Source organism: Streptomyces sp. NPDC014995 (genome assembly GCF_043080745.1).
Classification (GTDB): Bacteria; Actinomycetota; Actinomycetes; order Streptomycetales; family Streptomycetaceae; genus Streptomyces.
Genome location: NZ_JBIBVX010000011.1, coordinates 289,906 through 313,917 on the forward strand (window position 1 = coordinate 289,906; position 24,012 = coordinate 313,917).

Annotated in this window: 24 protein-coding genes and 1 riboswitch; of the genes, 7 read left to right on the forward strand and 17 right to left on the reverse strand. The window is 71.8% G+C overall.

From position 1 onward, the window contains the following. Positions 1-4: 4 nt before the first annotated feature. From ACF1A1_RS23255 to ACF1A1_RS23265, 3 genes are all read right to left on the reverse strand, one after another. A complete protein-coding gene (locus ACF1A1_RS23255) occupies positions 5-1,006 on the reverse strand; it encodes a methionine synthase (protein ID WP_392002340.1) in 1,002 nt (333 codons plus the stop codon). Positions 1,007-1,394: 388 nt separating this feature from the next. Continuing rightward, positions 1,395-2,084 carry an SDR family oxidoreductase gene (locus ACF1A1_RS23260; protein WP_392002342.1) on the reverse strand — a complete coding sequence of 230 codons (690 nt, stop codon included), beginning with the start codon at positions 2,082-2,084 and terminating at the stop codon, positions 1,395-1,397. Positions 2,085-2,111: 27 nt separating this feature from the next. Next, positions 2,112-2,651, reverse strand: coding sequence for a TIGR00730 family Rossman fold protein (locus ACF1A1_RS23265; RefSeq protein WP_392002344.1), 540 nt, complete (start codon positions 2,649-2,651; stop codon positions 2,112-2,114). A 50-nt stretch (positions 2,652-2,701) separates the two neighbouring features. Between ACF1A1_RS23265 and ACF1A1_RS23270 the strand changes: the two genes are divergently transcribed. Together ACF1A1_RS23270 and ACF1A1_RS23275 are read left to right on the forward strand one after the other, a co-directional pair. After that, positions 2,702-3,025, forward strand: coding sequence for a DUF427 domain-containing protein (locus ACF1A1_RS23270; protein ID WP_392002345.1), 324 nt, complete (start codon positions 2,702-2,704; stop codon positions 3,023-3,025). A gap of 38 nt (positions 3,026-3,063) precedes the next feature. Continuing rightward, positions 3,064-3,858: an alpha/beta fold hydrolase gene (locus tag ACF1A1_RS23275; RefSeq protein WP_392002347.1), complete on the forward strand. Its 795-nt coding sequence runs from the start codon at positions 3,064-3,066 to the stop codon at positions 3,856-3,858. 208 nt (positions 3,859-4,066) lie between these two features. On the opposite strand, the gene mnmA is transcribed toward ACF1A1_RS23275, so the two are convergent. Then, a complete protein-coding gene (gene mnmA, locus ACF1A1_RS23280) occupies positions 4,067-5,194 on the reverse strand; it encodes a tRNA 2-thiouridine(34) synthase MnmA (protein ID WP_392002348.1) in 1,128 nt (375 codons plus the stop codon). Positions 5,195-5,277: 83 nt separating this feature from the next. Here mnmA and ACF1A1_RS23285 point away from each other — a divergent pair, with 83 nt between their 5' ends. Further along, a complete protein-coding gene (locus tag ACF1A1_RS23285; protein ID WP_392002349.1) occupies positions 5,278-5,937 on the forward strand; it encodes an N-acetylmuramoyl-L-alanine amidase in 660 nt (219 codons plus the stop codon). 212 nt (positions 5,938-6,149) lie between these two features. Here the strand turns inward: ACF1A1_RS23285 and ACF1A1_RS23290 are convergent, their stop codons facing one another. The 3 genes from ACF1A1_RS23290 to ACF1A1_RS23300 form a co-directional block, all read right to left on the reverse strand. Continuing rightward, on the reverse strand, positions 6,150-7,319 hold the full coding sequence (locus ACF1A1_RS23290; RefSeq protein WP_392002350.1) for a cysteine desulfurase family protein: 1,170 nt from the start codon (positions 7,317-7,319) through the stop codon (positions 6,150-6,152). Between the two features lie 248 nt (positions 7,320-7,567). Then, positions 7,568-7,834 carry a DUF4190 domain-containing protein gene (locus tag ACF1A1_RS23295; RefSeq protein WP_392002352.1) on the reverse strand — a complete coding sequence of 89 codons (267 nt, stop codon included), beginning with the start codon at positions 7,832-7,834 and terminating at the stop codon, positions 7,568-7,570. A 21-nt stretch (positions 7,835-7,855) separates the two neighbouring features. Beyond that, positions 7,856-8,023 (reverse strand): hypothetical protein, encoded by a 168-nt coding sequence (locus tag ACF1A1_RS23300; protein WP_392002354.1) that lies wholly within the window; start codon positions 8,021-8,023, stop codon positions 7,856-7,858. 120 nt (positions 8,024-8,143) lie between these two features. Here ACF1A1_RS23300 and ACF1A1_RS23305 point away from each other — a divergent pair, with 120 nt between their 5' ends. After that, positions 8,144-8,788 (forward strand): TetR family transcriptional regulator, encoded by a 645-nt coding sequence (locus ACF1A1_RS23305; protein ID WP_392002355.1) that lies wholly within the window; start codon positions 8,144-8,146, stop codon positions 8,786-8,788. A gap of 781 nt (positions 8,789-9,569) precedes the next feature. On the opposite strand, the gene ACF1A1_RS23310 is transcribed toward ACF1A1_RS23305, so the two are convergent. Further along, positions 9,570-10,427 carry a thioesterase family protein gene (locus tag ACF1A1_RS23310; protein WP_392002357.1) on the reverse strand — a complete coding sequence of 286 codons (858 nt, stop codon included), beginning with the start codon at positions 10,425-10,427 and terminating at the stop codon, positions 9,570-9,572. Positions 10,428-10,574: 147 nt separating this feature from the next. On the opposite strand from ACF1A1_RS23310, the gene ACF1A1_RS23315 reads away from it, so the two are divergent. Beyond that, positions 10,575-11,804, forward strand: coding sequence for an alpha/beta hydrolase (locus tag ACF1A1_RS23315; RefSeq protein ID WP_392002358.1), 1,230 nt, complete (start codon positions 10,575-10,577; stop codon positions 11,802-11,804). On the opposite strand, the gene ACF1A1_RS23320 is transcribed toward ACF1A1_RS23315, so the two are convergent. The 9 genes from ACF1A1_RS23320 to ACF1A1_RS23360 form a co-directional block, all read right to left on the reverse strand. Beyond that, the gene (locus ACF1A1_RS23320) at positions 11,713-12,369 is read right to left on the reverse strand and encodes a trimeric intracellular cation channel family protein (RefSeq protein ID WP_392002360.1); all 657 of its coding nucleotides are present in this window, start codon (positions 12,367-12,369) and stop codon (positions 11,713-11,715) included. The two genes, ACF1A1_RS23315 and ACF1A1_RS23320, sit on opposite strands and share 92 nt — an antisense overlap. 63 nt (positions 12,370-12,432) lie before the next feature. Beyond that, positions 12,433-13,800 carry an ABC transporter ATP-binding protein gene (locus ACF1A1_RS23325; RefSeq protein WP_392002362.1) on the reverse strand — a complete coding sequence of 456 codons (1,368 nt, stop codon included), beginning with the start codon at positions 13,798-13,800 and terminating at the stop codon, positions 12,433-12,435. Continuing rightward, positions 13,797-14,894: an ABC transporter ATP-binding protein gene (locus tag ACF1A1_RS23330; protein ID WP_392002364.1), complete on the reverse strand. Its 1,098-nt coding sequence runs from the start codon at positions 14,892-14,894 to the stop codon at positions 13,797-13,799. The genes ACF1A1_RS23325 and ACF1A1_RS23330 overlap by 4 nt, the downstream gene beginning before the upstream one ends. After that, entirely contained in the window at positions 14,891-15,889 is a 999-nt protein-coding gene (locus tag ACF1A1_RS23335) for an ABC transporter permease (RefSeq protein ID WP_392002366.1), read from the reverse strand. The genes ACF1A1_RS23330 and ACF1A1_RS23335 overlap by 4 nt, the downstream gene beginning before the upstream one ends. 142 nt (positions 15,890-16,031) lie before the next feature. Then, complete coding sequence (locus ACF1A1_RS23340) at positions 16,032-17,831, reverse strand: ABC transporter substrate-binding protein (protein ID WP_392002368.1); 1,800 nt, start codon at positions 17,829-17,831, stop codon at positions 16,032-16,034. 68 nt (positions 17,832-17,899) lie between these two features. Beyond that, the gene (locus ACF1A1_RS23345) at positions 17,900-18,907 is read right to left on the reverse strand and encodes an ABC transporter permease (RefSeq protein WP_392002369.1); all 1,008 of its coding nucleotides are present in this window, start codon (positions 18,905-18,907) and stop codon (positions 17,900-17,902) included. A gap of 336 nt (positions 18,908-19,243) precedes the next feature. Further along, complete coding sequence (locus tag ACF1A1_RS23350) at positions 19,244-20,047, reverse strand: enhanced serine sensitivity protein SseB C-terminal domain-containing protein (RefSeq protein ID WP_392002370.1); 804 nt, start codon at positions 20,045-20,047, stop codon at positions 19,244-19,246. Positions 20,048-20,228: 181 nt separating this feature from the next. Then, positions 20,229-21,035, reverse strand: coding sequence for an enhanced serine sensitivity protein SseB (locus tag ACF1A1_RS23355; RefSeq protein ID WP_392002372.1), 807 nt, complete (start codon positions 21,033-21,035; stop codon positions 20,229-20,231). 170 nt (positions 21,036-21,205) lie between these two features. Then, on the reverse strand, positions 21,206-21,880 hold the full coding sequence (locus ACF1A1_RS23360) for an AAA family ATPase (RefSeq protein WP_392002421.1): 675 nt from the start codon (positions 21,878-21,880) through the stop codon (positions 21,206-21,208). 171 nt (positions 21,881-22,051) lie between these two features. Continuing rightward, positions 22,052-22,160: riboswitch (glycine riboswitch) on the forward strand. Positions 22,161-22,369: 209 nt separating this feature from the next. On the opposite strand from ACF1A1_RS23360, the gene gcvT reads away from it, so the two are divergent. Both gcvT and gcvH read left to right on the forward strand, forming a co-directional pair. Next, on the forward strand, positions 22,370-23,497 hold the full coding sequence (gene gcvT, locus ACF1A1_RS23365; RefSeq protein WP_392002373.1) for a glycine cleavage system aminomethyltransferase GcvT: 1,128 nt from the start codon (positions 22,370-22,372) through the stop codon (positions 23,495-23,497). A gap of 131 nt (positions 23,498-23,628) precedes the next feature. Further along, positions 23,629-24,006 carry a glycine cleavage system protein GcvH gene (gene gcvH, locus ACF1A1_RS23370; RefSeq protein ID WP_392002375.1) on the forward strand — a complete coding sequence of 126 codons (378 nt, stop codon included), beginning with the start codon at positions 23,629-23,631 and terminating at the stop codon, positions 24,004-24,006. The last annotated feature ends 6 nt before the right edge of the window (positions 24,007-24,012 follow it).

Consider the following 24,012-nt stretch of genomic DNA (forward strand, 5'->3'; position numbering starts at 1 on the left):
CCCGTTACTCTGGGTTGTCCGCGAGGGATCTCGCCGCCCGGACGCAGTGCGCGAGTGCCTCTCGTGCGTACGCGGGGGACACCCCCGCGAGGCCGCACGCCGGCGTGATCGTGACCGCTTCCGCGAGAAGCCCCGGTCGCAGCCCCAGCCTGCGCCACAGCGTCCTGACACCCATGACGCTACCGGCAGGGTCCGACAATGCGGTCTCCGTCCCCGGCACCACACCGGCGAAGAGGCGGGTACCCCCTTCCACCGCCTCGCCGATCGCGTCGTCGTCACGCTCGGTGAGGAGCGAGAAGTCGAAGGAGACGCCTGCCACGCCGGCCCTGCGCAGGAGGGCGAACGGGACGTCCGGCGCGCAGGAGTGGACCACGACGGGGCCGCCGTCGTGCACCCCGACCACGTCCCGGAGCGTCGCCTCGACGACCTGGCGGTCGACGGCGCGGTGGGCGCGGTAGCCGCTCGCGGTCCTCACCTGGCCGCGCAGGACGGCGGTGAGGGAGGGTTCGTCGAGCTGGAGCACGAGCCCGGCGCCCGGGATGCGGCGGTGGATCTCCTCGAGGTGCAGGCGCAGGCCCTCCCTGAGGGAGGCGGCCAGGTCGCGGCAGGCACCGGGGTCGGAGAGGGCGGCCTCGCCGTTCTTCAGCTCCAGGTTGGCGGCGAGGGTCCACGGGCCGACCGCCTGGACCTTCAGCGGGCCCTCGTACCCCTGCGTGAACTCCTCCAGCGCGTCGAGGTCCTCCCCCAGCCACGACCTGGCCCGCCGGGTGTCCCGGCCCGGCCGGTCCCCGATGCGCCAGCCGCTGGGCTCCACGCGCGCGTACAGCTCCACGAGCATGCCCGCCGTCCGGCCGATCATGTCGGCACCGGGGCCCCGGGCGGGGAGTTCGGGGAGGAACGGGAAGTCCTCGAAGGAGCCGGTGGCGGCCTTGGCGGCCTCTCTGGCGTCGCCGCCGGGCAGGGAGCCGATGCCGGTGGCGGGGCCGAAGCGCGTGTCGTCGTTCACGGGTGAAGCCTACGTACGGCGCGGGGGGCGGTGTGCCGGTGCGGGCCCGGTTCCTTCGTTCCGTCGGTTCGCGGCCGGGGTGCGGTGCGACCCGGGCCTCTTCCCGCCCCCACCGCCCCTGCCCGTCCCCGGGCGCTGCCGCCCCCGGACCCCGCTCGGGCCCTGGCCTCGTCCTCGGGCGCCGGAAACCGGCCGAGTGGCGCGGACGTCGGCAACCGACCGAGTCGTTTCCTCAGGCGCCGGACCGTCCGAGTGCGGCGGACGGGCCCTGGTGACCGGCCGAGTCGGGTGATGGGTGGGCGCAGGCAGGCCGGGGCCCGGCGGCGAAGCCCCGGGACGGGACGGGACGGGACAGGCAGGAACGGCGGCGAGGGCGGGAAACCCCTCGTCACCACCCCGGTCGTACCGTCACGTCGTTGATCTCCGCGTCCCTCGGCAGATCGATCGCCATCAGGATCGTCGTCGCCACCGACTCGGGGTCGATCCACCGCGACGCGTCGTACTCCTTGCCCTCCTGCTGATGGACCTTGGCCTGCATGGGGCTGGCCGTGCGGCCGGGGTAGACGGAGGTGACGCGGACGCCGTTGCGGTGCTCCTCGTGGCGGAGGGAGTCCGCCAGGGCCTTCAGGCCGTGCTTGGACGCCGCGTACGCCGACCAGTCGGCGTGGGCGTTCAGGCCGGCGCCCGAGTTCACGAACAGCACGTGCCCCCGGGCGGCGCGCAGCTGCGGCAGGAAGTGCCGGGTCAGCTCGGCGGGCGCGACGAGGTTGACGTTGAGCTGGTGGCGCCAGGACTTGGGGGTGAGGTCGCCGACCGGGCCGAGGTCGACCACGCCGGCGATGTGCAGCAACGAGTCCACGCGGTCGGGCAGCGTCTGGTGCGAGAAGGCCCAGGACAGCTTGTCGGGGTCGGCCAGGTCGCCGACGAGCGTCTTCGCCCCGGGGAACTCCGCCGCCAGCTCCTTCGCACGCCCCGCGTCGCGCGCGTGCAGCACGAGGTCGTCCCCGCGCGCGTGGAGGCGGCGGGCGACGGCCGCACCGATGCCGGAACCCGCTCCGGTGATCACATGAGTAGCCATGCCCGCCATGCTCGCATCACCGGACGCTCACGCGATGCCCTGGCTCTCCTCCAGGTAGGCCAGCGCCCCGACCGGCTCCTCCGCGAAGAACACCAGGTCGGTCAGGGGCCGGGGCAGGAACCCCTCGGCCTCCATCCGCCGGAACTGCTCCTTCAGCCCGTCGTAGAACCCGGCCGTGTTGAGCAGGACGACGGGCTTGTCGGTGTGGCCGTGCTTCTTCAGCTCGAGGATCTCGGTGGCCTCGTCGAGGGTGCCCGTCCCACCGACCATGATCACCACCGCGTCGGCCTTCTCCAGGAGCAGCTTCTTGCGTTCGGCGAGGTCACGCGCGATCACCATCTCGTCGGCACCCTGGCGGACCTTGGCCGCGAGGAAGTCCACGGACACCCCGCACAGCCGGCCGCCGGCCTCCTGCACCCCGTCGGCCACCACCTTCATCAGCCCGACGTCGGAGCCGCCCCACACCAGGGTGTGCCCGCCCTTGCCGAGCAGTTCGGCGAACTCACGGGCGGGGCGGGTGTAACGGTCGTCGAGGTCGGCGGCGGAGAGGAAGACACAGATACGCATGGCGCCACCGTACGCGGGAAGAACCGGCGGCCCGCGAGCGCTGTTCCGGTATGGCCCGAGGACACACGATCACGATCGAGCAGAGCGCCCGGCACATCAGGGTCGTCCACGGCGACCGGGTGCTGGCCGAGACCGACCGGCCCCTCGTCCTGCGCGAGACCGGCTGTCCGGTGCGGTACTACATCCCCGCCGAGCACGTACGCCTGGACCTCCTCACCCCTTCCGCCACCCACACGCACTGCCCGTTCAAGGGCACGGCGTCCTACTGGTCGCTGCCCGACGCGCCGGACCTGGTGTGGGCCTATCCCGATCCCGAGCCGGACGTGGCCGCGATCAAGGACCACCTCTGCTTCTACGAAGTGGAAGTGTCGTAGGCGGATGACCGGCGTGCCGTGGGGCAGTCTGCTCTGACATGGACAAGAAGACCTTTTCGCGCGACGGAACGGAACTCGCGTACGCACGCGCCGGACAGGGCCCCGCGGTCGTTCTGGTGAGCGGGGCGATGTCCACGGGCGGCACCGTGGCGCCCCTGGGCAGGCTCCTCGCGAACCGCTTCACCGTCCTCTGGTACGACAGGCGGGGCCGCGGCGAGAGCGGAGACACGGCGCCGTACGCGGTGGAACGCGAGGTCGAGGACCTGGCCTCGCTCATCGACGCGGCCGGCGGGGAGGCGGCGCTCTACGGCATCTCGTCGGGCGGCGCGCTGGCGCTGGAGGCGGCGGCCAGTGGGCTGCCGGTGCGGCGGGTGGCGGTGTACGAGACGCCGTTCGCCCTGGACGAGGAGGAGGCGCGGGGCCGCGCCGAGTACACCGCGCACCTCACCGAGGCGCTGGCGCAGGGGCGGCGCGGGGACGCCGTCGAGCTGTTCCTGCGGCTGACGGGCCTGGCCGAGGAGATGATCCAGCGGGCCCGCCAGTCGCCGATGTGGGCCGGCATGGAGGCGATCGCGCCGACCCTCGCCTACGACGACGCCGTCATGGGCGGCGGGCGGGTCCCCCGGGAGCGGCTGGCCTCGGTCGGCGTACCAGTGCTGGCCGTGGCGGGCGAGGCCAGTCCGCGCCCGCTGCGGGAGGCCACGCGGGCGGTGGCGGAGGCGGCGCCGCACGGCACGTACCGGGCGCTCGAAGGGCAGACCCACATGGTCGATCCGAACGTGCTCGCACCGGTGCTGGCCGAGTTCTTCGGCGAAGCGGCCGGCCGGCCCTAGAAACCGGTCCGTCCGATCCCGCCCTGCCGAGTCGCCGGCCGTCGCGGACACGCGGACGCCGGGGGGCGGCCCACCGCACGACGTGCCGGGCTGCCCCCGGCTCCACGGCCGGGCCGGAGGAGCTGTAGGGGATCCCGGGCCGGTGAGGTCTGTCGACAGTCCGTCGGAGGTCTGTCGTCCGGGCTTCCGGGTTCCGGGTTCCGGGCGATCAGACCGTCGCCGTCGCCCGCGCCGTCGAAGCGATCGTCGCCGAGCCCACCACGCGCGTGCCGTCGTAGAGCACGATCGCCTGTCCAGGGGCGACGCCGCGGACCGGCCGGGTGAAGGTGACCTCCAGGGTGCCGTCGACGAGTTCGGCGGTCACCTCGGTCTCGCCGCCGTGGGCGCGCAGCTGGGCGGTGTAGGTGCCGGGGCCGGCGGGGGCGGCTCCGCACCAGCGGGGCTTGACGGCGGTCAGGCCGGTCACGTCCAGGGCGGCCACGGGGCCGACCGTGACCGTGTTGTTCACCGGCGAGATGTCGAGGACGTAGCGCGGCTTGCCGTCCGCGGCCGGGGTGCCGATGCGCAGGCCCTTGCGCTGGCCGATGGTGAAGCCGTACGCGCCCTCGTGCGTGCCGAGCTTGTTGCCGGCCTCGTCGACGATGTCGCCCTCGGCCTTGCCGAGCCGCTTGGCGAGGAAGCCCTGGGTGTCGCCGTCGGCGATGAAGCAGATGTCGTGGGAGTCGGGCTTCTTGGCGACCGCGAGCCCCCTGCGCTCGGCCTCGGCGCGGATCTCGTCCTTCGTGGTGACCGTGTCGCCGAGGGGGAAGAGGGCGTGGGCGAGTTGCTTCTCGTCCAGGACGCCGAGGACGTACGACTGGTCCTTGGCCATGTCGGAGGCGCGGTGCAGTTCGCGGCTGCCGTCCTCCCGGAGGATCACCTTGGCGTAGTGGCCGGTGCAGACCGCGTCGAAGCCCAGCGCGAGCGCCTTGTCGAGGAGGGCGGCGAACTTGATCTTCTCGTTGCAGCGCAGGCAGGGGTTGGGGGTGCGGCCGGCCTCGTACTCGGCGACGAAGTCCTCGACGACGTCCTCGCGGAAGCGGTCGGCGAGGTCCCAGACGTAGAAGGGGATGCCGATGACGTCGGCGGCGCGGCGGGCGTCGCGGGAGTCCTCGATGGTGCAACAGCCCCGCGCGCCGGTGCGGAACGACTGCGGGTTCGCGGAGAGCGCGAGGTGGACGCCGGTGACGTCATGGCCGGCTTCCGCGGCGCGGGCGGCGGCGACGGCCGAGTCGACCCCGCCGGACATGGCGGCGAGTACGCGAAGGGGGCGGGGGCGCTGCGAGGTCTCAGTCATAACGCTTCCAGGGTACGGGGCGCCGGGAACCGCGGCCCGCGAGTATCCGTTGTGGATCTCGCGGGCTGAGGAAGGGACGGGCCATGGGGCAGAGGAAGCGCGACGCCGACCGGCGCATCGGGCGGCGGGCGCTGCTGATCGGCGGGGCGGTGGCCGCCACGGGGTCGGCGGTGCTGGCGCGTGACGAGCTGGCACATCTGTGGTGGCGGCTGCCGGGGGTGCGGAAGTCCCGCGTGGAGGGCGCGGTCGACTACCGGGGCGCGCGGTGGGTGGCGGCCTCCGACGCCAACTTCCGCTGGGCCGACCGGCCGGACGACTACGGGATCGACATGGTCGTCGTCCATGTCACACAGGGCGACCTCGCCAGCGCGGTGCATGTCTTCCAGGACCCGGCCCACCAGGCGGCCGCCCACTACATCGTCGGCAAGGACGGGCGCGTCACCCAGATGATCCGCGAGCTGGACGTGGCGTACCACGCGGGCAACCGCGCGTACAACGAGCGGAGCATCGGCATCGAGCACGAGGGCTTCGTGGACCGGCCGCAGGACTTCACCGACGCCATGTACGCGGCGTCCGCGCGGCTGACGGCCCGGATATGCCGGCGGTACGGCATCCCCGTCGACCGCGAGCACATCATCGGGCACGTCGAGGTGCCGGGGACGGACCACACCGACCCGGGCGAGCACTGGGACTGGGACCGGTACCTGCGGCTGGTGCGGGAGGCCCACACCGCCGCGGCCTGAGGCCCGGGCGCCGGGCGCCCACCCTCGTGCGAGGCCCGCCGCGCGGGTTTACGTCACACCCGCCGCGCGGCTCACGCCAGACCCACCGCGCGCGCTCAGGCCTGAGCGCCGCGCGGGCTTACGTCACAGCCACCGCCCGGCTCACGCCAGACCCACCGCGCGGGCCTACGTCACACCCGCCGCGGGGGCTCGCGCCTGACCGCCGCGCGGGCTTACGTCAGGCCCGCCGCGCGGGCCCGTTCCACCGCCGGGCCGATGGCCTTGGCGACCGCCTCGACGTCGGCCTCGGTGGAGGTGTGGCCGAGGGAGAAGCGCAGGGTGCCGCGGGCCAGGTCCGGGTCGGTGCCGGTGGCGAGCAGGACGTGGCTGGGCTGGGCGACGCCGGCGGTGCAGGCGGAGCCCGTGGAGCACTCGATGCCCTGGGCGTCCAGGAGCAGCAGCAGGGAGTCGCCCTCGCAGCCCGGGAAGGTGAAGTGGGCGTTGGCCGGGAGGCGGCCCTCCGGTGCCGGGTCGCCGCCCAGGATCGCGTCCGGGACGGCCGTACGCACCGCGGCGACCAGGGCGTCGCGCAGGGTGCCGATCTCGCGGGCGAACCACTCGCGCTGCTCGGCGGCGAGGCGTCCGGCGACGGCGAAGGAGGCGATCGCGGGGACGTCGAGGGTGCCGGAGCGGACGTGCCGCTCCTGGCCGCCGCCGTGCAGGACGGGTACGGGCGTGTACTCGCGGCCCAGGAGGAGGGCGCCGATGCCGTAGGGACCACCGATCTTGTGGCCGGAGACCGTCATCGCGGCGAGGCCGGAGGCGGCGAAGTCGACGGGGACCTGGCCGAGGGCCTGGACGGCGTCGGCGTGCAGGGGGACGCCGAACTCGGCGGCGGCCTCGGCGAGTTCACGGACCGGCATGACCGTGCCGATCTCGTTGTTGGCCCACATGACCGTGGCCAGGGCCACGTCGGCCGGGTTGCGGGCGATCGCCTCGCGCAGCGCGTCCGGGTGGACCCGTCCGTAGGCGTCGACGGGGAGGTACTCGACGGTCGCGCCCTCGTGCTCGCCCAGCCAGTGCACGGCGTCGAGGACGGCGTGGTGCTCGACGGGACTGGCGAGGACCCGGGTGCGGGTCGGGTCGGCGTCGCGGCGGGCCCAGTACAGGCCCTTGACGGCGAGGTTGTCGGCCTCGGTGCCGCCAGAGGTGAAGACGACCTCGCTGGGGCGGGCGCCGAGCGCTTCCGCGAGGGTCTCGCGTGCTTCCTCGACCGTGCGGCGGGCCTGGCGGCCGGATGCGTGGAGGGAGGAGGCATTGCCGGTGATGCTCAGCGCGGCGGTCAGCGCCTCTGCCGCCTCCGGGAGCATCGGGGTGGTCGCGGCGTGGTCGAGGTAAGCCATGGTGAGGCGATTCTACGGCGCGCCGGCGGCGGGCCTCGGGGAGAGTCGCCGTGGGCCCGCGGCGCGGGCCGTGGGCCTTGCCCGGGGTGCACCCGGCGCGGGCGGCGGGGCGCCCGGCGCCGTCACCCGCGCCCCCGGCGCCGTCACCCGCGCCCACGCTCCCCGTCGCCCCGGCGGAACGACCGCCCACCGCCGGCCACCGCCGGCAGCGCGGCAACCGGAACCGGCCTCGAAGGCCGCTCACCCGGTCAGAAGCTCCACGAGATCGTCGAGTCCGCCTGCATGAAGGCCACCAGCACCACCAGGTCGGCGACGCCCAGGGTCAGGCCGAGCCAGGCGCGGCCCCGGCGCTGCGTGCCGCGCCAGAGGGCCAGCGAGGCCAGGACGATGGCGGTCGGGCCGAGGAAGACATTGAGGACGAGGAGGCCGACGAGGCCGAGGATGAAGGACGCGACGGCCATGCCGTCGGTGTCCCGGATGCCCGTGCGGCGCGTGGCCGGTGCGGTGAGCTGCATGGTCGTTCCCGCTCCTTCCGGTCAGTGGGTCGAGGTGTGGCGACGGCGGCCGTGGCGCTCGCGGAGCGCGAAGATGCCGAGCCAGACGGCGATCACGACGGCGATGGCCAGACTGAAACCGAGCGGCGCGTGGGCGACGGTGCCCATGACGACGCCGAGCAGCAGCAGTGCGGCGACGAGGAACAGCATGGGATCGAATCCCTCCGTAAAGTTTCGGTGAACAGTTGTAGTAACAGTTGTTCACTGACTCCCGAGTCTAGCGTGCTCCACGGCTTTGCAATTACGGAGAACAGTTGTTAACTGGATGACATGAGTCACACCCTCGGCATCCGGGCGGCCCAGAAACAGAAGACCCGGCAGGCCCTCCTGGACGCGGCGTTGGCGCTGCTGGAGGAGCAGAGCCTGAGCAGCCTGGGCCTGCGCGAGGTCACCCGCGCCGTCGGGGTCGCCCCGACCGCCTTCTACCGGCACTTCCGCTCCACGGCGGACCTCGGCGTAGCCCTGGTCGAGGAGGCGCTGGGCGGGCTGCACCCGATGATCAGGACCACCGTGGCCGCCGCCGACTCCAGCGATGAACGCATCACGCGCGCTGTCGAGTTGATCGCCCGTCACGTGGACGCGTACCCCGCGCATGTCCGTTTTATCGCCCGTGAGCGACATGGCGGAGTCCAGGTGGTCCGGGAGGCGATCCGGAACCAACTGGCCCGCTTCGCCGAGGAGGTGGGGACCGAGCTGGCCAAGGACCCCGAGGCGCAGGGCTGGAGCGACGACGACCTGCTGATGCTCTCGCACCTCTACGTCGACCAGATGCTCATCACGGCCTCGCTGTTCCTGGAGGCCCAGGAGGCGGCGGAGGGCGGCGAGGTCTCCGCCGAGGACCGCGAGCGCGTCAGCCGGCTCGCGACCCGTCAGATGCGGCTCATCAGCATCGGCCGCCACCACTGGCTCGACTGAGCCGGCCCGGTGCGCCCGGGCGCATGCGAGAGGCGGCCCACTCGCATGCCCGAGTGAACCGCCCTCCGCGCGGGATGCCGGTGTTCCCGTGGATCCGCCGTCAGCCCTGCTGCTGCCCCCGGCCGTCGCCGGGCCCGCCACAGCCGCCGCCCTGCCCCCCGCCGGGGCCGCCCCGCCCGCCACCGGGGCCACCGCTCGGCATGCCCGAGGGAGCGCCGCTCGGGACGCCCGTCGGCGTGCCGGTGGGCGTTCCGGTCGGCGCCCCCGACGGAGCCCCTGAGGGCGCCCCCGAGGGCGCCCCAGACGGCGCCCCAGACGGCGCGCCGCTCGGCATCCCGGACGGCGCCCGACACGCCTGCTGCCCGGAACTGCCGCTGTTCGCGGACGAGGAGTCGCCCGAGCCGCAGGCCACCAGGGCGAGCGGCGAGAGCGCCGGCAGGGCCACCGCGGGGGCGAGACGCACCGGCTTGAGCATACGCTTCATGAGAACCAACTCCGAGGAGGATGAGGGAGCCCTGAGATGCGCGCACTCAACCAACGGCGTCTGGGCCTTCCTTGGGTCCGCCCTGTATCCCGCCTGTCGATCAGGCAGAGCACACCTCAAGACACCGCCCCGGCCCGGCAGTTCACCGCGGGCCGCGGTCGGCGCACCGGTACGGCTCCGTGACGGAGGCGGCCGCCGCCCGCGGTGGTGCGGGACGCACGGAGCAAGGCGGAGCGAGGGCGCGTACGGACACCCCCGAGTTCCCCCGGCCGCTCGACGCCCCCCGGGCCACGGGCGTCACCCCAGCCGGACCCGCGCCAGTTGTCGCGACTGCGCCACCAGCCGGTCCGCGCTGTCCCACACCTCGGCGTCCTCCTCCAGGAAGCCGCCGGCGAGGTTGCGGGTGGTGATGGACACGCGCACGGGGCCCGGGGCCGGGCGATGGCGGACGTGGACGGTGAGTTCGACCGTCGGGACCCAGCCGGCGATGCCCAGGTCGAACGCGGTGGGCGGCAGGGCGTCCACCGCGAGGAGCAGTGAGAGCGGGTCGGCGTCGCGGCCGTCGGCCAGGCCGAACCAGGCCCGCATCTCGCCCCTGCCGGAGGGCTGTCCGAGCGCCCAGCCGATGGTCGAGGGGTCGAGCTTGAGCATCAGCCGCTCGGCGATGGGCTGCTGGTCGGCGTCCGGGGCGGGGGCGGGTCCGTCCTCGGGCCCGAAGCACTGGCTCATCGGCGGGATGGCCGGGGGCTTGGCGGAGGTGCGGACGTCGTCGGGGAGGGCGTCGAGGTCGCCGTAGGAGGCGAGGACGCGGATGCGTTCCACCTCGCGCCCCTCCTCGTCGTACTGGACGAGGGAGGCCTGGCCGGTGGAGAGGGTGCGGCCGGTGCGGACCGTCTCCGTGCGGACCACCGCGGGGCCGGGGCGGGAGGCACTGAGGTAGTGCGCGGAGACGGTGAACGGGTCGCGGTGCGGCAGGGTGTCCGCCAGGGCGCGGCCCAGGACGGCGAGGAGGTAGCCGCCGTTGACGGCGCCGAAGACGGTCCAGCCGGCCGAGAGGTCGGTGTCGTAGACGCCGGGCGCGCGGGGGGTGACGGCGGTGTCGCGGTCGAACTCGCTGTTCCCGACGACGGCCGGGGCGGTGGCTGCTTCAGGCATGCCTGAACGGTACAACAAGCAATTACTAAGCGGTAGCTTTCCGCTGTGGGCCCGGTGCGGTCGGCATGGGTGAACGGCGGGCAATTTCCCGGTAAGTGTCCGTTCTCGTCCGTAAACCCGCGGCCCCGGTTTCCCCTCTCCAGGAACATGAGCCTCACCGGGACTCCGTTCCTCTCCACCCTGATCGTGCTGTCCGTCGTCGCCGTCGCCCTGCCGCTGCTGCTGTGGTCGCGCCTGCGCGGACCGCGGGTCCTGCGGGCCACGGCCCGGATGCTGATGCTGCTGTTCGCCCAGGGCACGGCGGTCGCCCTGGTCTTCGTCCTGGTCAACAACTCCAACAACCTGTACGACGACTGGGACGACCTTCTCGGCACCGGCAGCCATGTGCAGCAGGCCGCCGACCTGGGCGCCGACGGCACCGGAGGTATCGCGCTGGAGCACCTGCCCAAGGTCCGGCAGAAGTTCACCCTGGCCGAGGGCCCGGGCATGCACGCGGCCGGCGGGGTGCGCGTCACCCAGCTCAAGGGCCGCGTCTCCGGCGTGAACGCCGAGGTCTACGTATGGCTGCCCCCGCAGTACGACGACCCCGCCCACCGGCACCGCACCTTCCCCGTCGTCGAACTGCTGCCGGGCTACCCCGGCTCGGCGAAGTCCTGGTTCGGGACGCTGCGCGCGCACGAGCAGCTGCTGCCGCTGATGCGCGAGGGCAAGGTCGCTCCGTTCATCCTGGTCGCGCCGCGCACCACACTGCTGCCCGGCGTGGACACCGGCTGCGCGAACATCCCCGGCACCGTCAACGCCGACTCGTGGCTGAGCGTCGACGTACCGAAGATGGTCATGGACAACTTCCGGGCCGATCCCGCGCCCACGGGCTGGGCGGTCGCCGGGTATTCGGCCGGGGCGCACTGCGCGACCAAGCTGGCCGTCGCCCACCCCGACCGCTACCGGGCCGCGGTGAGCCTGTCCGGCTACAACGACCCGATCGCGGAGCGCACCTCCCTGGCCGCGCAGAGCCGCAGCCTGCGGGAGCGGAACAACCCCTGGGTGCTGCTGCGCAGGGCCGCCGAGCCACCGGCCGTCGCCCTGTACGTCTCGGGCCAGCCGGGCGACGGCTACGAGGCCGGCGTGGCGCTGGAGCAGGAGGCGAAGGCACCGACGACCGTGCACGTCGTCTACGTCCCGAAGAGCGCGGGCGGCCACACCATGGCGCTGTGGCGGCCGCAGGTGGTGCCGGCGTTCCGCTGGCTGACCGTGCAGATGGGCCGCATGCCCACCCTGAAGGGCGCTACTCCTCGCGGACCGTCGAGCGGCGGTTCCACGCACGCGGCGCTCGCCAGTGATACCGCATCGCGAGCAGCCGCAGGGCGAAGGCGGTGACCGCGGCCGCGCCGCTGGCCACGGGCGTGAGGACGTCGTAGCGGATGCAGAGCGCCACCATCGTGGCGCCGACGATCGCGGGGACCGCGTAGAGGTCGCGGTCCCAGCGCAGCAGCGACGGCACCTCGTTGGCGAGGACGTCGCGCAGCACGCCGCCGCCGACCGCGGTGGCCAGGCCCAGGGCCGCCGACGCGGTCAGACCCAGGCCGTGGTCGTACGCCTTCGTCGTGCCCGCGACGCAGAACAGGCCGAGGCCGGCCGCGTCGAAGACGTTCACGCCGGTCTGGATGCGCTCCACCTGGGGGTGCAGGAAGAAGACGAGGAGGGCGGCGAGCAGCGGGGTGAGGAAGTACCCCAGGTCCGTGAAGGCGGCGGGCGGCACCGCCCCGATGATCACGTCCCGGAAGATTCCCCCGCCCAGCGCGGTGACCTCGGCGAGCACGGCGATGCCGAAGACGTCGAAGTTCTTGCGGACGGCCAGCAGCGCGCCGGAGATGGCGAAGACGAAGATGCCGATCAGGTCGAGGCCGTGCTGGACGGAGGGGCTGAAGAGTTGCTGGAGCACCCTACTATTCTCACCCAACACGAAGCCCCCGCCTTACATTGCAAGGCGGGGGCTCGCTGCTGCTTACTTCTCCTTGGTCGGAGGCTCGGCAGGAGGCTCCTCCGCGGAAGGCTCCTCCGCGGAAGCGTCTTCCCCGGCAGCCCTCTCCTCGGCAGCCGCCACCTCGGGGGCCGCCTTCTCCGGGGCCGCCTTCTCGGAAACCGCCACCTGGGAGGTCCCCTCCGTACCGGCCGGCTCCTTGGCGACCTCCGCCGCCACCGCCGCCGACGTCTCCGCCGACTCGGCGAGCACCTCGTCGGCCACCAGCTCCGCCGCCTCCTTCGCGGCGGTCAGCAGGACGGTGTCCTGCGGAGCCTGGTCCTCGAAGTTCTCCGGGTGGTGGCAGGCCACCTGCTGGCCGGGACGCAGCTCGACCAGCTTCGGCTCGGTGGTCCGGCAGATCTCCGTCGCCTTCCAGCACCGGGTGTGGAAGCGGCAGCCGCTCGGCGGCGAGATCGGCGAGGGCACGTCACCCTTGAGCAGGATGCGCTCGCTCTTGGCGTTCTTGCGCTTGGGGTCCGGGATCGGCACCGCCGACATCAGCGCCTTGGTGTACGGGTGCATCGGCGTCCGGTACAGCAGGTCCCGGTCGGCCAGCTCGACGATCTTGCCGAGGTACATCACCGCGATCCGGTCCGAGACGTGCCGGACGACCGAGAGGTCGTGCGCGATGATCACGTACGTCAGACCGAGCTCCTCCTGGAGGTCGTCCAGGAGGTTCACCACCTGCGCCTGGATCGACACGTCCAGCGCGGACACCGGCTCGTCCGCCACGACCAGCTTCGGCTTCAGGGCGAGCGCGCGGGCGATGCCGATGCGCTGGCGCTGGCCGCCGGAGAACTCGTGCGGATAGCGGTTGTAGTGCTCGGGGTTGAGACCCACGACCGACAGCAGCCGCTGCACTTCCTTCTTGATGCCGCCCTCGGGCGTGACGCCCTGGAGCCGGAAGGGAGCGCCGACGATCGTGCCGATGGTGTGGCGCGGGTTCAGCGACGAGTACGGGTCCTGGAAGATCATCTGCACGTCGCGGCGGAGCGGACGCATGCCCGCGACGCCCAGGTGCGTGATGTCCTTGCCCTGGAACTCGACCTTGCCGCCGGTCGGTTCGAGCAGCCGGGTGATCAGCCGGCCCATCGTGGACTTGCCGCAGCCGGACTCGCCCACCACGCCGAGCGTCTCGCCGGAGCGGACCTCGAAGTCCAGCCCGTCGACCGCGTGCACCGCACCGACCTGCCGCTGGAGCAGGCCCTTCTTGATCGGGAAGTGCTTCTGCAGGCCGGTGACCTTCAGCAGCACCTCGCCGGGGGCGGCGTCCTCGGTGAGGGTGGCCCCCTCCTTCCGAGGAACGTCGGCCTGCGCGGGGATGCTCACCGCTTTCTCGTCGTCACTCACAGCTTCGGCGCAATCTCTTCGGTCCAGATACGCTCCCGCTGCTCCTTGCCCAGATGGCAGGCGGCCCAGTGCCGGCTGCCGACCTCGGCGAGCTCGGGACGGACGGTGCGGGTGACGTTGTCCTTCGGGAGGTCCGCGTACGGGCAGCGCGGGTTGAAGGCGCAGCCCGACGGGATGTTGATCAGCGAGGGCGGAGAGCCCTTGACCGGGATCAGGCGCTCCTGCTGCTCGCGGTCCAGCCGCGGCATCGAACCCAGCAGACCCCAGGTGTAGGGGTGCCGGGGCTCGTAGAACACCTTCTCGGCCGGGCCCCGCTCGACGCAGCGGCCGCCGTACATCACCAGGATGTCGTCGGCCAGTTCGGCGACGACGCCCAGGTCGTGGGTGATGACGATGACCGCCGAGCCGAACTCCTTCTGCAGGTCGCGGATCAGGTCGAGGATCTGCGCCTGGACGGTCACGTCGAGGGCGGTCGTCGGCTCGTCCGCGATCAGCAGTTCGGGGTTGTTGACCAGCGACATCGCGATCATCGCGCGCTGGCGCATACCGCCGGAGAACTCGTGCGGGTAGCTGTCGACCCGCTTGTCGGGCTGCGGGATGCCCACCCGGTCGAGCATCTCGACCGCGCGGCGCTTTGCGGTCTTCTTGTCGACGTCGTGGTGGATCCGGTACGCCTCCACGATCTGCTGGCCGATCGTGTAGTACGGGTGCAGCGCCGACAGCGGATCCTGGAAGATCATCGCCATCTCGCGGCCACGCAGCTTGCGCACGTGGTCCGGGTCCGCGGACAGCAGTTCGGTGCCGTCCAGCCAGATCTCGCCGGAGATCTGCGCCTTGCGCTTGCCGTACTGGCCGGCCGTGTGCAGGCCCATGATGCCGAGCGAGGTCACCGACTTGCCGGAGCCCGACTCGCCCACGATGCCGAGGGTCTTGCCCTTCTCCAGCTGGAAGCTGAGCCCGTCGACGGACTTCACCAGACCGTCGTCGGTCGGGAAGTGCACCTTCAGGTCGCGCACTTCCAGGAAGGCACTCGGGGCCGGCGAGCCGCCCGTGGGCTCGCCCACGGCCGATCCGGTCTTGCTGAGTTCGGTCATGCGAGCCTCACTCGGGGGTCGATCACGGCGTACAGGATGTCCACCACGAGGTTGGCGACGAGCACCGCGAGAGAAGTGATCAGGGTGACGCCCAGGATGATGGGCAGGTCCTGGTTCTTGATGGCGTTGAGCACGGCCTGGCCGAGGCCGGGCAGGTTGAACGCCGTCTCGGTGAGGATCGCACCGCCGATGAGGGCGCCCAGGTCCATGCCGAGCATGGTCAGGAGAGGCGTCATCGTGGAGCGCATGGCGTGCTTGCCGATGACGGTCCGCTCCTGGAGGCCCTTGGCGCGGGCGGTGCGGATGTAGTCCTCGCCGAGGATCTCCAGCATGGTGGCCCGGGTGATGCGCGCGTACATCGCCGCGTACAGGAACGCGAGGGTGACCCACGGCAGGATCATCCCGCCGAACCAGCCACCGAAACTGTCCTCCAGGGGCACGAACTGGCCGTCGAACCAGTCCAGCCCGAAGACGAAGATCGACAGGGCGACCATGCCGGTGAAGTAGATCGGCAGGGAGACGCCCGACAGCGCGACGAGCATCGCGCCGCGGTCCCACAGGCTGCCCCGCTTCAGCGCGGAGAGGACGCCCGCGGCGACGCCGAAGACCAGCCACAGCACGGCGGCACCGAGCGCGAGCGCCAGGGTCACCGGGAAGCGGTCGGTCAGCACCGGCCAGACGGCCTGCTCACTGCGGAAGGAGTAGCCGAAGCACGGGGCGGAGCAGTGGATGGTGTCCCCGCCGCCCGTGTAGGTGCGGCCGGCGAAGATGCCCTTGAAGAACTCCCAGACCTGGGCGTAGATCGGGTCGCCCAGGCCCAGCTTCTCGCGCACACCCTCGACGGCGGCAGGGTCGGCCTGCTTGCCCACGAAGCTCAATGCGATGTCGACGCCAGCCCACTTGGGGATGAGGAAGAAGATGCCGAAGACCACCATGACGATGACCACGAGCATCACTGCGGCGGCGAAGAACCGCCTGATGAGGTAAGCGAGCACAGCTCTCGGCCCGCCGCGGACCACGGGCCACCGGAGGTCTCCCCCACTGCCTCGAGGGCGTGGGAGGTGTCCCCAGGTGGCCCGCGATCACGCCGCGCCGGCCTTCACCTGCCTTTCGTGCCGTTCGGCGGGTGTGCCGGGACTACTTCTTCGGGTTCTTCAGACCGAGGTTGACGAAGTCGTACTGACCGCTGTAACCGTCGGTCGTGTAGACGTTCGCCAGGTTGTCCGAGCGCCAGTTGATGAACCGCTCGAAGACGAAGGGCAGGTAGTACGCGCCCTCCATCACCTTGTGGTTGATCTCCGTGGCGATCTTGGCCTTGCCGGCGTCGTCCAGCGTGGTGACGTACGAGTCGAACAGGCCGTCGATCGTCTTGTCGTTGATGAGCGCGTAGTTGTTGTTACCGCTCTGCTGGATGTACTTGCTGCTCCACAGCGGCAGACCGAAGCCCTGGACGGACGGGAAGTCCGGACCCCAGCCCATGATGATGATGCCGTAGCCCTTCTTCTTCACGTTCGAGGGGCTGCCGATGATGCCGGAGGTCTGCGAACCGTCGTACTGGTCGATCTCGGCGGTGATGCCGATCTTCTTCAGCGACGCCTGCAGGGACTGCGCGGTGGCCACCTCGACCGGCTTGTTGTTGCGGACCGCGATGGTGGTCTTGAAGCCGTTCGGCTGGCCGCAGGCCTTCAGGGCCTCCTTGGCCTTGGCGACGTTGCCGTTCTTGTTGGCACCGGCGAGCTCGTACGGGTCGTACTTCTGGCCCTCGGAACCCGGGACGGACGGCGGCAGCATGTTCGTGCCGATGTCACCGCCGGCGATGGGGCCGCCGCGCGCGGTCTGCAGCGACACGTGGTCGGCGCCCAGGATGACGGCCTTGCGGCACTCGATGTTGTTGAACGGCGCCACGCTCTGCGGGAAGACCGCGTAACGGATGTAGCCGGAGACCGGGTTGTCCAGGTTGGCCTTGTGCTCCTTCAGGGCGGTGGTGCGGCCCTGCGGCGACATGCCGGTCTGGTTCAGGTCGAGGTCCAGGTCACCGTTGAGCAGACGCTGGTCGAGCTGGTTGGCGTCCGAGAAGAACTGGATGGTGATCTTGTCCGGGTAGGCCTTGCGGACCGGGTCCGAGGCCTGCTTCCACTCGGTGTTGCGGACCAGGGTGAGTTCCTTGCCCGGGCTGTACGACTGGAACTTGTACGGGCCGGAGGAGAACGGCTTCAGGCCGTACTTGGACTTGGTGTCCTTGTCCTGGCGGACCGGCGAGGCCGAGACCAGGGCCAGCATCTCCTCGAAGTCGGAGTTGGCCTGCGGCAGCTTGAAGACGATGGTCTTGTCGTCCGGCGTCTCGATGGCCTTCAGACCCAGCTTGTCCGCGGAGGTGTCCTTGTACGGGCCCGGGTACGTGCCCTTGGGGTCCAGCACGTCCTTCAGGTACGTCGGACCGCCGGCCAGCACGTCCTGCGCCCACACGCGCTCGATGCCGTACTTGACGTCCTTGGAGGTGATCGGCTTGCCGTCCTCCCAGGTGATGCCGTCACGCAGGGTGTACGTGTAGGTCTTGCCGTCGTCCGTGACCTTGGCGGTGGAGGTGGCGAGGTCCGGGGTGATCTCGGCACCGGCCGCGCCCGGCTCCGCCTTGTTCGTGACCAGCTGACGGCTGTAGTAGCGCGCGAAGTTCCACATCATGCCGTAGTAACCGCGCGTGGTGTCCCACGAGTCGGCGTCCTGCGCGGCACCGAACTTCAGCGTGCCGCCCTTCTTGGCGAGCGAAGCCTGGGCGACCTTGTTGTTCGCGGCGTCGAAGCCGGCGGCGCCGGTCTTCGAGCCGTTGCCGCCGTCGTCCGAACCGCCGCCGCACGCCGCCGTGGTCAGCAGCGCGGCCACCGCGGCGGCAGCGGCAAACGCCTGCTTCCGCCGCCCTGAGGTGCGTTGGGTAGTCACGATCTCGGATCCTCCGGATTGATGAGAGACCCCGTGTGAGTGCCACGGGACAGTTGGGGTGCAGCGGTTCAGCGGGATGCCTTCGGGTCCAGCGCGTCCCGGACGCCGTCGCCGAAGAGATTGAAGGCCAGCACGGTGATGAAGATCGCCAGACCCGGGACCACCATGTACATGGGGTCCGACTCGTAGTAGTCGATCGCGCTGGAGAGCATCTGCCCCCACGAGGCCGTGGGCGGCTTGACGCCCACGCCCAGGAAGCTGAGCGCCGCCTCGGTGAGGATGTTGGTCGGGATCATCATCGTCGTGTACACGACGATCGGGGCGACGAGGTTGGGCAGCAGTTCCTTGAACAGGATGTACAGCCGCCCCGCGCCCAGCGACCGGGCGGCCTCCACGTACTCGCGCTCGCGCAGGGAGAGCGTCTGGCCGCGCACCACGCGCCCGATGTAGGGCCAGCCGAAGAAGCCGATGACCAGGATCATCACGAAGACGCGCACGCTCGACCCGGTCAGGCCCAGCATGTTGTTCGGCATGACGGAGACCAGCGCGATGATGAACAGCAGCTGGGGGAAGGCGAGCAGGCCGTCCATGACCCGGCTGATGAGGGAGTCGACCCAGCCGCCGAAGAAGCCGGCGAGGATGCCCAGGACGGTTCCGAGGATCACGGCGACGACGGCCGACAGGAAGCCGACCAGCAGCGAGATCCGGGCGCCGTAGAGGATGCGGGCGAAGATGTCGCGACCGTTGACCGGCTCGACGCCGAGCAGGTGGTCGCCGCTGATGCCGCCGAGGGAGCCCGTGGGGGTGCCGAACAGCGGGTCGATGAGGTTCTCGTGATACTCGTTCGGGTCCTGCCCGAGGAGGCCCGTGATGACCGGGGCGAGCAGCGCGACCAGGACGAGGAAGAGCACGACGACGCCGCCCGTGAGGGCAAGCCTGTCCCGCTTCAGGCGCTCCCAGGCGATCCGTCCCAGGGAACGACCCTGAACGGCCTTCGCGCCGGCGGCCGCTACCGCCGCTTCATCGGCCGCGCTCGGGGCCGCTTCCGCGGTCGGCTCGTGCAATGGTGCCGTCATCTGGCAGGGACCCCTCTCAACCGGCGATAACCGGCCCGCACTTGCCGCTGTAGCGGCGTGATCAGTCCGTCGTACACAGGGGCGAAGCACCCCTGGTGCGGGAGTCTTCAACGCTTTGGCGATCTGTTGCCAGACTTGGCAGGGAAAGGATGCGTAAACGTGATGCGGTCAGTGGGGTTCCGTTATCCGGACGGCGGGTAACGGCCGTCGGACAGTGACTTATTCGGGCAGATCGCTCTAAAGAGGGACAAACATTGCTCATCTACGCGCGGAGAAGCGTGAGTCCGTCCCGGCCCGTCTCAGGCCGGGACGGGGAGGGGCGGGAGTGCGGACGGGTCAGTAGCGGCCGGCCGGCGGGTAGCCGTAGCCCGCGGCGGGGGCCTGGGCCGGGGCGGCCGGGGCCGGGGCGTGGGCCTCGCGGTCGTAGAACGGACGGGCGTGGGCGCGCATCCACATCACGACCGGGTCGTAGTCGTCGCTCATGGCGACCGTCGACACCGGCAGCCCTTCCGGGACCGCGCCGATCGACTGCTGCATCATCGCCCGCACCGCGTCCACGGCCGGCGGGGAGGTGTCGTACACGTCGAGCCCGAGGGCGAGGTACGGCGCGCCCAGGGCGGGCTGCACCCAGGCACGGCGCAGCGAGCGCAGCGCGGGGGTCCGGTGGGCGTTCTGCGCGAGGAGGGCGTAGAACTGCGGGATCTCGATGGCGGGCTCGGACAGCCGCAGCGGTCCGGCCGGCTGCCGGTCCAGGCCCGTGGCGATCCGGCGCAGGTCGAGCCAGGGGATGCCGACGCCGCCGCCCGGGGCGTGCGGGTTCAGCCAGAGGCCGTAGCGGTCCGGGTAGAGGGTGCGCGCCACGTCCAGGCCGTCGACCACCTCGTACGACCTGTTCCAGCCGCTGGCCGAGAGCTCCTGGGCGGAGGTGACACAGGGGGCGTAGCCGTGGCCCTCGACCTCCATGGCGCCGTATTGGGCGTCCGGGGAGCCCGCCTGGCCCTGCCACAGCAGCATCCAGACCTGGCCGGTGGTCGGGGTCGCGAGCGCGCGCAGGAGCGCCTCGTAGGCGTCGTAGCGCCCGGGCGTGACCTGGCGCAGCATGTGCTCGACCTGCCCGGCCGCGATGCCGCTGGCGCTCACCTGTACCGCCCCTTCGATTAGTTGCCCGCGTTGGAGACCAGCTTAGGTGGCTCCGCCGACAACGGGCGCCCACCGAGGGGTGGGTTGTTCGTTGTCGGCGGGTGCGGGTGGTCCGTGGCCCGGCGCGCCCACGCGGCCGAGCCGTGCGTCGGCGCCGCCCCGCGCCCCTTTCCGACCGCGTTCACCGGCCCCGGGTGTAGAAGGGCCGGACCCTTTCCTTCAGCCACCTGCCGACCGGGTCCTCCGTCACGTCCAGGAGAATCAGATTGACCGGCCACGCCACGGCGACCGTGCCCAGGGCCCTGCCCAGGGCCTCCAGCGGCACGGCCCGCAGGTCTCCTTCCCACTGGGAGAGTTCGACGCCGACGAACATGACCGGGTCGGCCGTTTCGATGGCGGCGAGGCAGCGGCGGGCGGTGAGGACGACGCCGGTCGCCTCGAACTCGGCCGAGGCCGCGGAGAGGAAGTCGACCGGGTCGTCCTGCCAGTCGGGTTCGAAGAGGCGGACGCGGCCGCCGCTCGCGGGGCCGTCCAGCGGGGTGCGGCCCACGCGGCACAGCTCGGCCACGGCCGGCGGGGGCAGCGGCATGCCGACCACGCCGTCCGGGTTCACCGCGATGCCCACCTGCGGCGGCAGCCCGCGCGCGAACTCCACGGCCGGCGCGATCGTGTACGACATGTGCGACCCGACGACCTGACGGAACTGCTCCTCGGAGCTGAAGACGGGCACGTAGGCCTGGCCGTCCAGCTCCAGCGTGGGCAGGTCGAGGGGGCCGCTGTGCGGGCCGCCGCCGCTGGGCAGCGGAACCCACACGAAGCTGCGGCCGAGCACCTCCAGGATCCGCCCGCCGGCCCCGGGCACGCCGAGGGAGGCCGAGAGCACCTCTTCCAGCTCGTTGCCGGGCCATCCGCCGTGCGACGGGGGGTGCGTCTGTGCCGGGAAGTCCGCGGAGAAGTCCGCCGGGAAGTCCGCCGGGGGGAAATCCATCTGCCTACCGCCTGCTGGGAACCACTGCTGTGGCTGAAAGGCTAGCGGGTGCCGCCCAAGCGCCCGCGCGGTCCGCGGAGCCGCACCCGGACGGGTGCCCCGCGGCCGGGCGGGCGCACGGGCCGGTGCGGGGTCCTTCGGTCCCCGGAGCGGGGCTGCCCACGCCGGCCTCAGTCCGTGAAGCCGATGCGGCGCAGGGCGTCCGCCGCGGGGCGGTCGAGGAGGATCGCCGAGGTGCAGCCCGCGGGAAGGCGGCCCTTCTCGACGGAGCGGAGGAGGCGGGAGGCGGCGCGGCGGTGGCGCAGGAAGGCATAGCGCGAGACGCCCCGGCCGCGTTCGCGCTGGCCCTCCAGTGCCGTGCCGGGGGTGACGTCGAGCAGCAGCAGGTGCAGGATGCCGCCGCGGCGGCGGGCCTCGCGGGCCAGCCAGTCGCGCACCCAGGCCTGCGTGCCGCAGTCGTGCACGACGACTCCCTCGCCGGAGCGCAGGGCGCGGCGCAGGCCGGCGTAGTGCGCGAGGCGGACGAGGGGGCGGTAGAGCCCGTACGGCAGGAAGCGCGGCATACGGGCGTCCCAGCGGTCGCGGGTGTCCTGGGAGTCGATGCGGAGGCCCTGGACCGTGCGTCTCATCAGCGTGGACTTGCCGCTGCCGGGCAGGCCCGTGACCACCACCAGGTCGTGGGGGCCGAACAGCAGGCCGTGCGGGCTGTGGCCGGCGCGGTCGCGCAGGTCGCGGACGACGGGCGCGCGCGTGGGACCGCACGCCTCCCGGGCCGGGGCCTGCGGCTGCGCGGGCAGCGCGACCGCCGAGGTCGTCGCGTACGCCGTGGTCCTGTTCACCGTGATCGTCCTCCCCTTGGGGTCAGACAAGTCTTCTCCCCATCGAGCGTAAAGAGAACGTAATGCGCGGTGCCTTCCGTTTTCGTGCGCGAACCGCCACAAGCCGGTTACAGATGCGACCTGCCGCGATCGGGCGGGGCGTGCGATGATGTCCGCGCCAACTGCATACCGGCCGTTTGAATCCGCGCGGGAGAGTTCCCGGCAGGAGCTGCGACAGCTTCGCCGGGGCGCCGAAGGAGCAAGTCCCTCCCTTGAATCTCTCAGGCCCCGTTACCGCGCGGGCGAGGCACATCTGAAAAGCGGGCCGGCCCCTGTCCGGGGACGGCTCCACCCACGGTGCAAGCCACGATCACGCGATCGACCGCCCCGGTCATCCGCGATCATGGCGAACCTCTCAGGTTCCGATGACAGATGGGGAGGAACGACCTCGCCTTCCCCCATGCTCGGCTGCGCTCGCGCGGGGGAACCCCCATCGCCCTGGGAGACGAACGCCCGATGAGCAGTACCGAACCCACTCCGCAGCGCCGCACCGCGCTCGACGCCGTCCACCGCGCGCTCGGCGCGACGATGACCGACTTCGCCGGCTGGGACATGCCCCTGCGCTACGGCTCCGAGCGCGACGAGCACCAGGCCGTGCGCACCCGGGCCGGCCTGTTCGACCTCTCGCACATGGGCGAGATCACCGTCACCGGCCCGCAGGCCGCGGCCCTGCTCGACTACGCCCTGGTGGGCCACATCAGCGCCGTGAAGCCGGGCCGCGCCCGCTACACCATGATCTGCCGGGCCGACGGCGGCATCCTCGACGACCTGATCGTCTACCGGCTCGCCGACACCGAGTTCATGGTCGTCGCCAACGCCTCCAACGCCCAGGTGGTGCTGGACGCGCTCGCGGAGCGTTCCGCCGGCTTCGACGCCGAGGTGCGCGACGACCGGGACGCCTACGCGCTGATCGCCGTCCAGGGGCCCGAGTCCCCGGGCATCCTGAAGTCGCTCACCGACGCCGACCTCGACGGCCTGAAGTACTACGCCGGTCTGCCCGGCACCGTCGCCGGCGTGCCGGCGCTGATCGCCCGCACCGGCTACACCGGCGAGGACGGCTTCGAGCTGTTCGTGAGGCCGGAGCACGCGGCCGAGCTGTGGCAGGCCCTGACCAAGGCCGGCGAGGGCGCCGGTCTGGTCCCCTGCGGCCTGTCCTGCCGGGACACGCTGCGCCTGGAGGCGGGCATGCCGCTGTACGGGCACGAGCTGTCGACCGGGCTGACCCCGTTCGACGCCGGGCTCGGCCGGGTGGTGAAGTTCGACAAGGAGGGCGACTTCGTGGGCCGCGAGGCGCTCGCCGAGGCGGCCGGCCGCGCCGAGGAGAACCCGCCGCGCGTCCTGGTCGGCCTGGTCGCCGAGGGCCGCCGCGTCCCGCGCGCCGGGTACGCCGTCGTCGCGGGCGGCGCGGTGATCGGCGAGGTCACCTCCGGTGCCCCCTCCCCCACGCTGGGCAAGCCGATCGCGATGGCGTACGTCGACGCCGCCCACGCGGCGCCGGGCACGCCGGGTGTCGGCGTGGACATCCGGGGCAGCCACGAGCCGTACGAGGTCGTGGCGCTGCCGTTCTACAAGCGCCAGAAGTAGACACTCACAGCGGAAAGCCGCGACCGGCGGCGGTCCGCGTGCGTGACCCTGCGCACATTTCCGCTGCTCACGTGCGTTTTCAGCAGTCCCCCATTCATCAGCACTCCCCCGGGTACAGGAGAATTCAGGCCATGAGCAACCCCCAGCAGCTGCGCTACAGCAAGGAGCACGAGTGGCTGTCGGCCGCCGAGGACGGCGTGTCGACGGTCGGCATCACGGAGCACGCGGCCAACGCGCTCGGCGACGTGGTCTTCGTCCAGCTCCCCGAGGTCGGTGACACGGTGACCGCGGGCGAGTCCTGCGGCGAGCTGGAGTCGACCAAGTCGGTCAGCGACCTGTACTCGCCGGTCACCGGCGAGGTCGTCGCGACCAACCAGGACGTCGTCGACGACCCGGCGCTGGTGAACTCCGCTCCGTTCGAGGGCGGCTGGCTGTTCAAGGTACGCGTCACGGGCGAGCCGGAGGAGCTGCTCACCGCCGACGAGTACACCGCCTACACCGCCGGCTGAGGAGTC

Coding starts and splice junctions, on each gene's coding strand:
- ACF1A1_RS23260 (WP_392002342.1), bottom strand. CDS start 2,084: ATGGCTACTCATGTGATCACCGGAGCGGGTTCCGGCATCGGTGCGGCC.
- ACF1A1_RS23265 (WP_392002344.1), bottom strand. CDS start 2,651: ATGCGTATCTGTGTCTTCCTCTCCGCCGCCGACCTCGACGACCGTTAC.
- ACF1A1_RS23270 (WP_392002345.1), top strand. CDS start 2,702: ATGGCCCGAGGACACACGATCACGATCGAGCAGAGCGCCCGGCACATC.
- ACF1A1_RS23275 (WP_392002347.1), top strand. CDS start 3,064: ATGGACAAGAAGACCTTTTCGCGCGACGGAACGGAACTCGCGTACGCA.
- mnmA (WP_392002348.1), bottom strand. CDS start 5,194: ATGACTGAGACCTCGCAGCGCCCCCGCCCCCTTCGCGTACTCGCCGCC.
- ACF1A1_RS23285 (WP_392002349.1), top strand. CDS start 5,278: ATGGGGCAGAGGAAGCGCGACGCCGACCGGCGCATCGGGCGGCGGGCG.
- ACF1A1_RS23290 (WP_392002350.1), bottom strand. CDS start 7,319: ATGGCTTACCTCGACCACGCCGCGACCACCCCGATGCTCCCGGAGGCG.
- ACF1A1_RS23295 (WP_392002352.1), bottom strand. CDS start 7,834: ATGCAGCTCACCGCACCGGCCACGCGCCGCACGGGCATCCGGGACACC.
- ACF1A1_RS23300 (WP_392002354.1), bottom strand. CDS start 8,023: ATGCTGTTCCTCGTCGCCGCACTGCTGCTGCTCGGCGTCGTCATGGGC.
- ACF1A1_RS23305 (WP_392002355.1), top strand. CDS start 8,144: ATGAGTCACACCCTCGGCATCCGGGCGGCCCAGAAACAGAAGACCCGG.
- ACF1A1_RS23310 (WP_392002357.1), bottom strand. CDS start 10,427: ATGCCTGAAGCAGCCACCGCCCCGGCCGTCGTCGGGAACAGCGAGTTC.
- ACF1A1_RS23315 (WP_392002358.1), top strand. CDS start 10,575: ATGAGCCTCACCGGGACTCCGTTCCTCTCCACCCTGATCGTGCTGTCC.
- ACF1A1_RS23330 (WP_392002364.1), bottom strand. CDS start 14,894: ATGACCGAACTCAGCAAGACCGGATCGGCCGTGGGCGAGCCCACGGGC.
- ACF1A1_RS23345 (WP_392002369.1), bottom strand. CDS start 18,907: ATGACGGCACCATTGCACGAGCCGACCGCGGAAGCGGCCCCGAGCGCG.
- ACF1A1_RS23355 (WP_392002372.1), bottom strand. CDS start 21,035: ATGGATTTCCCCCCGGCGGACTTCCCGGCGGACTTCTCCGCGGACTTC.
- gcvT (WP_392002373.1), top strand. CDS start 22,370: ATGAGCAGTACCGAACCCACTCCGCAGCGCCGCACCGCGCTCGACGCC.
- gcvH (WP_392002375.1), top strand. CDS start 23,629: ATGAGCAACCCCCAGCAGCTGCGCTACAGCAAGGAGCACGAGTGGCTG.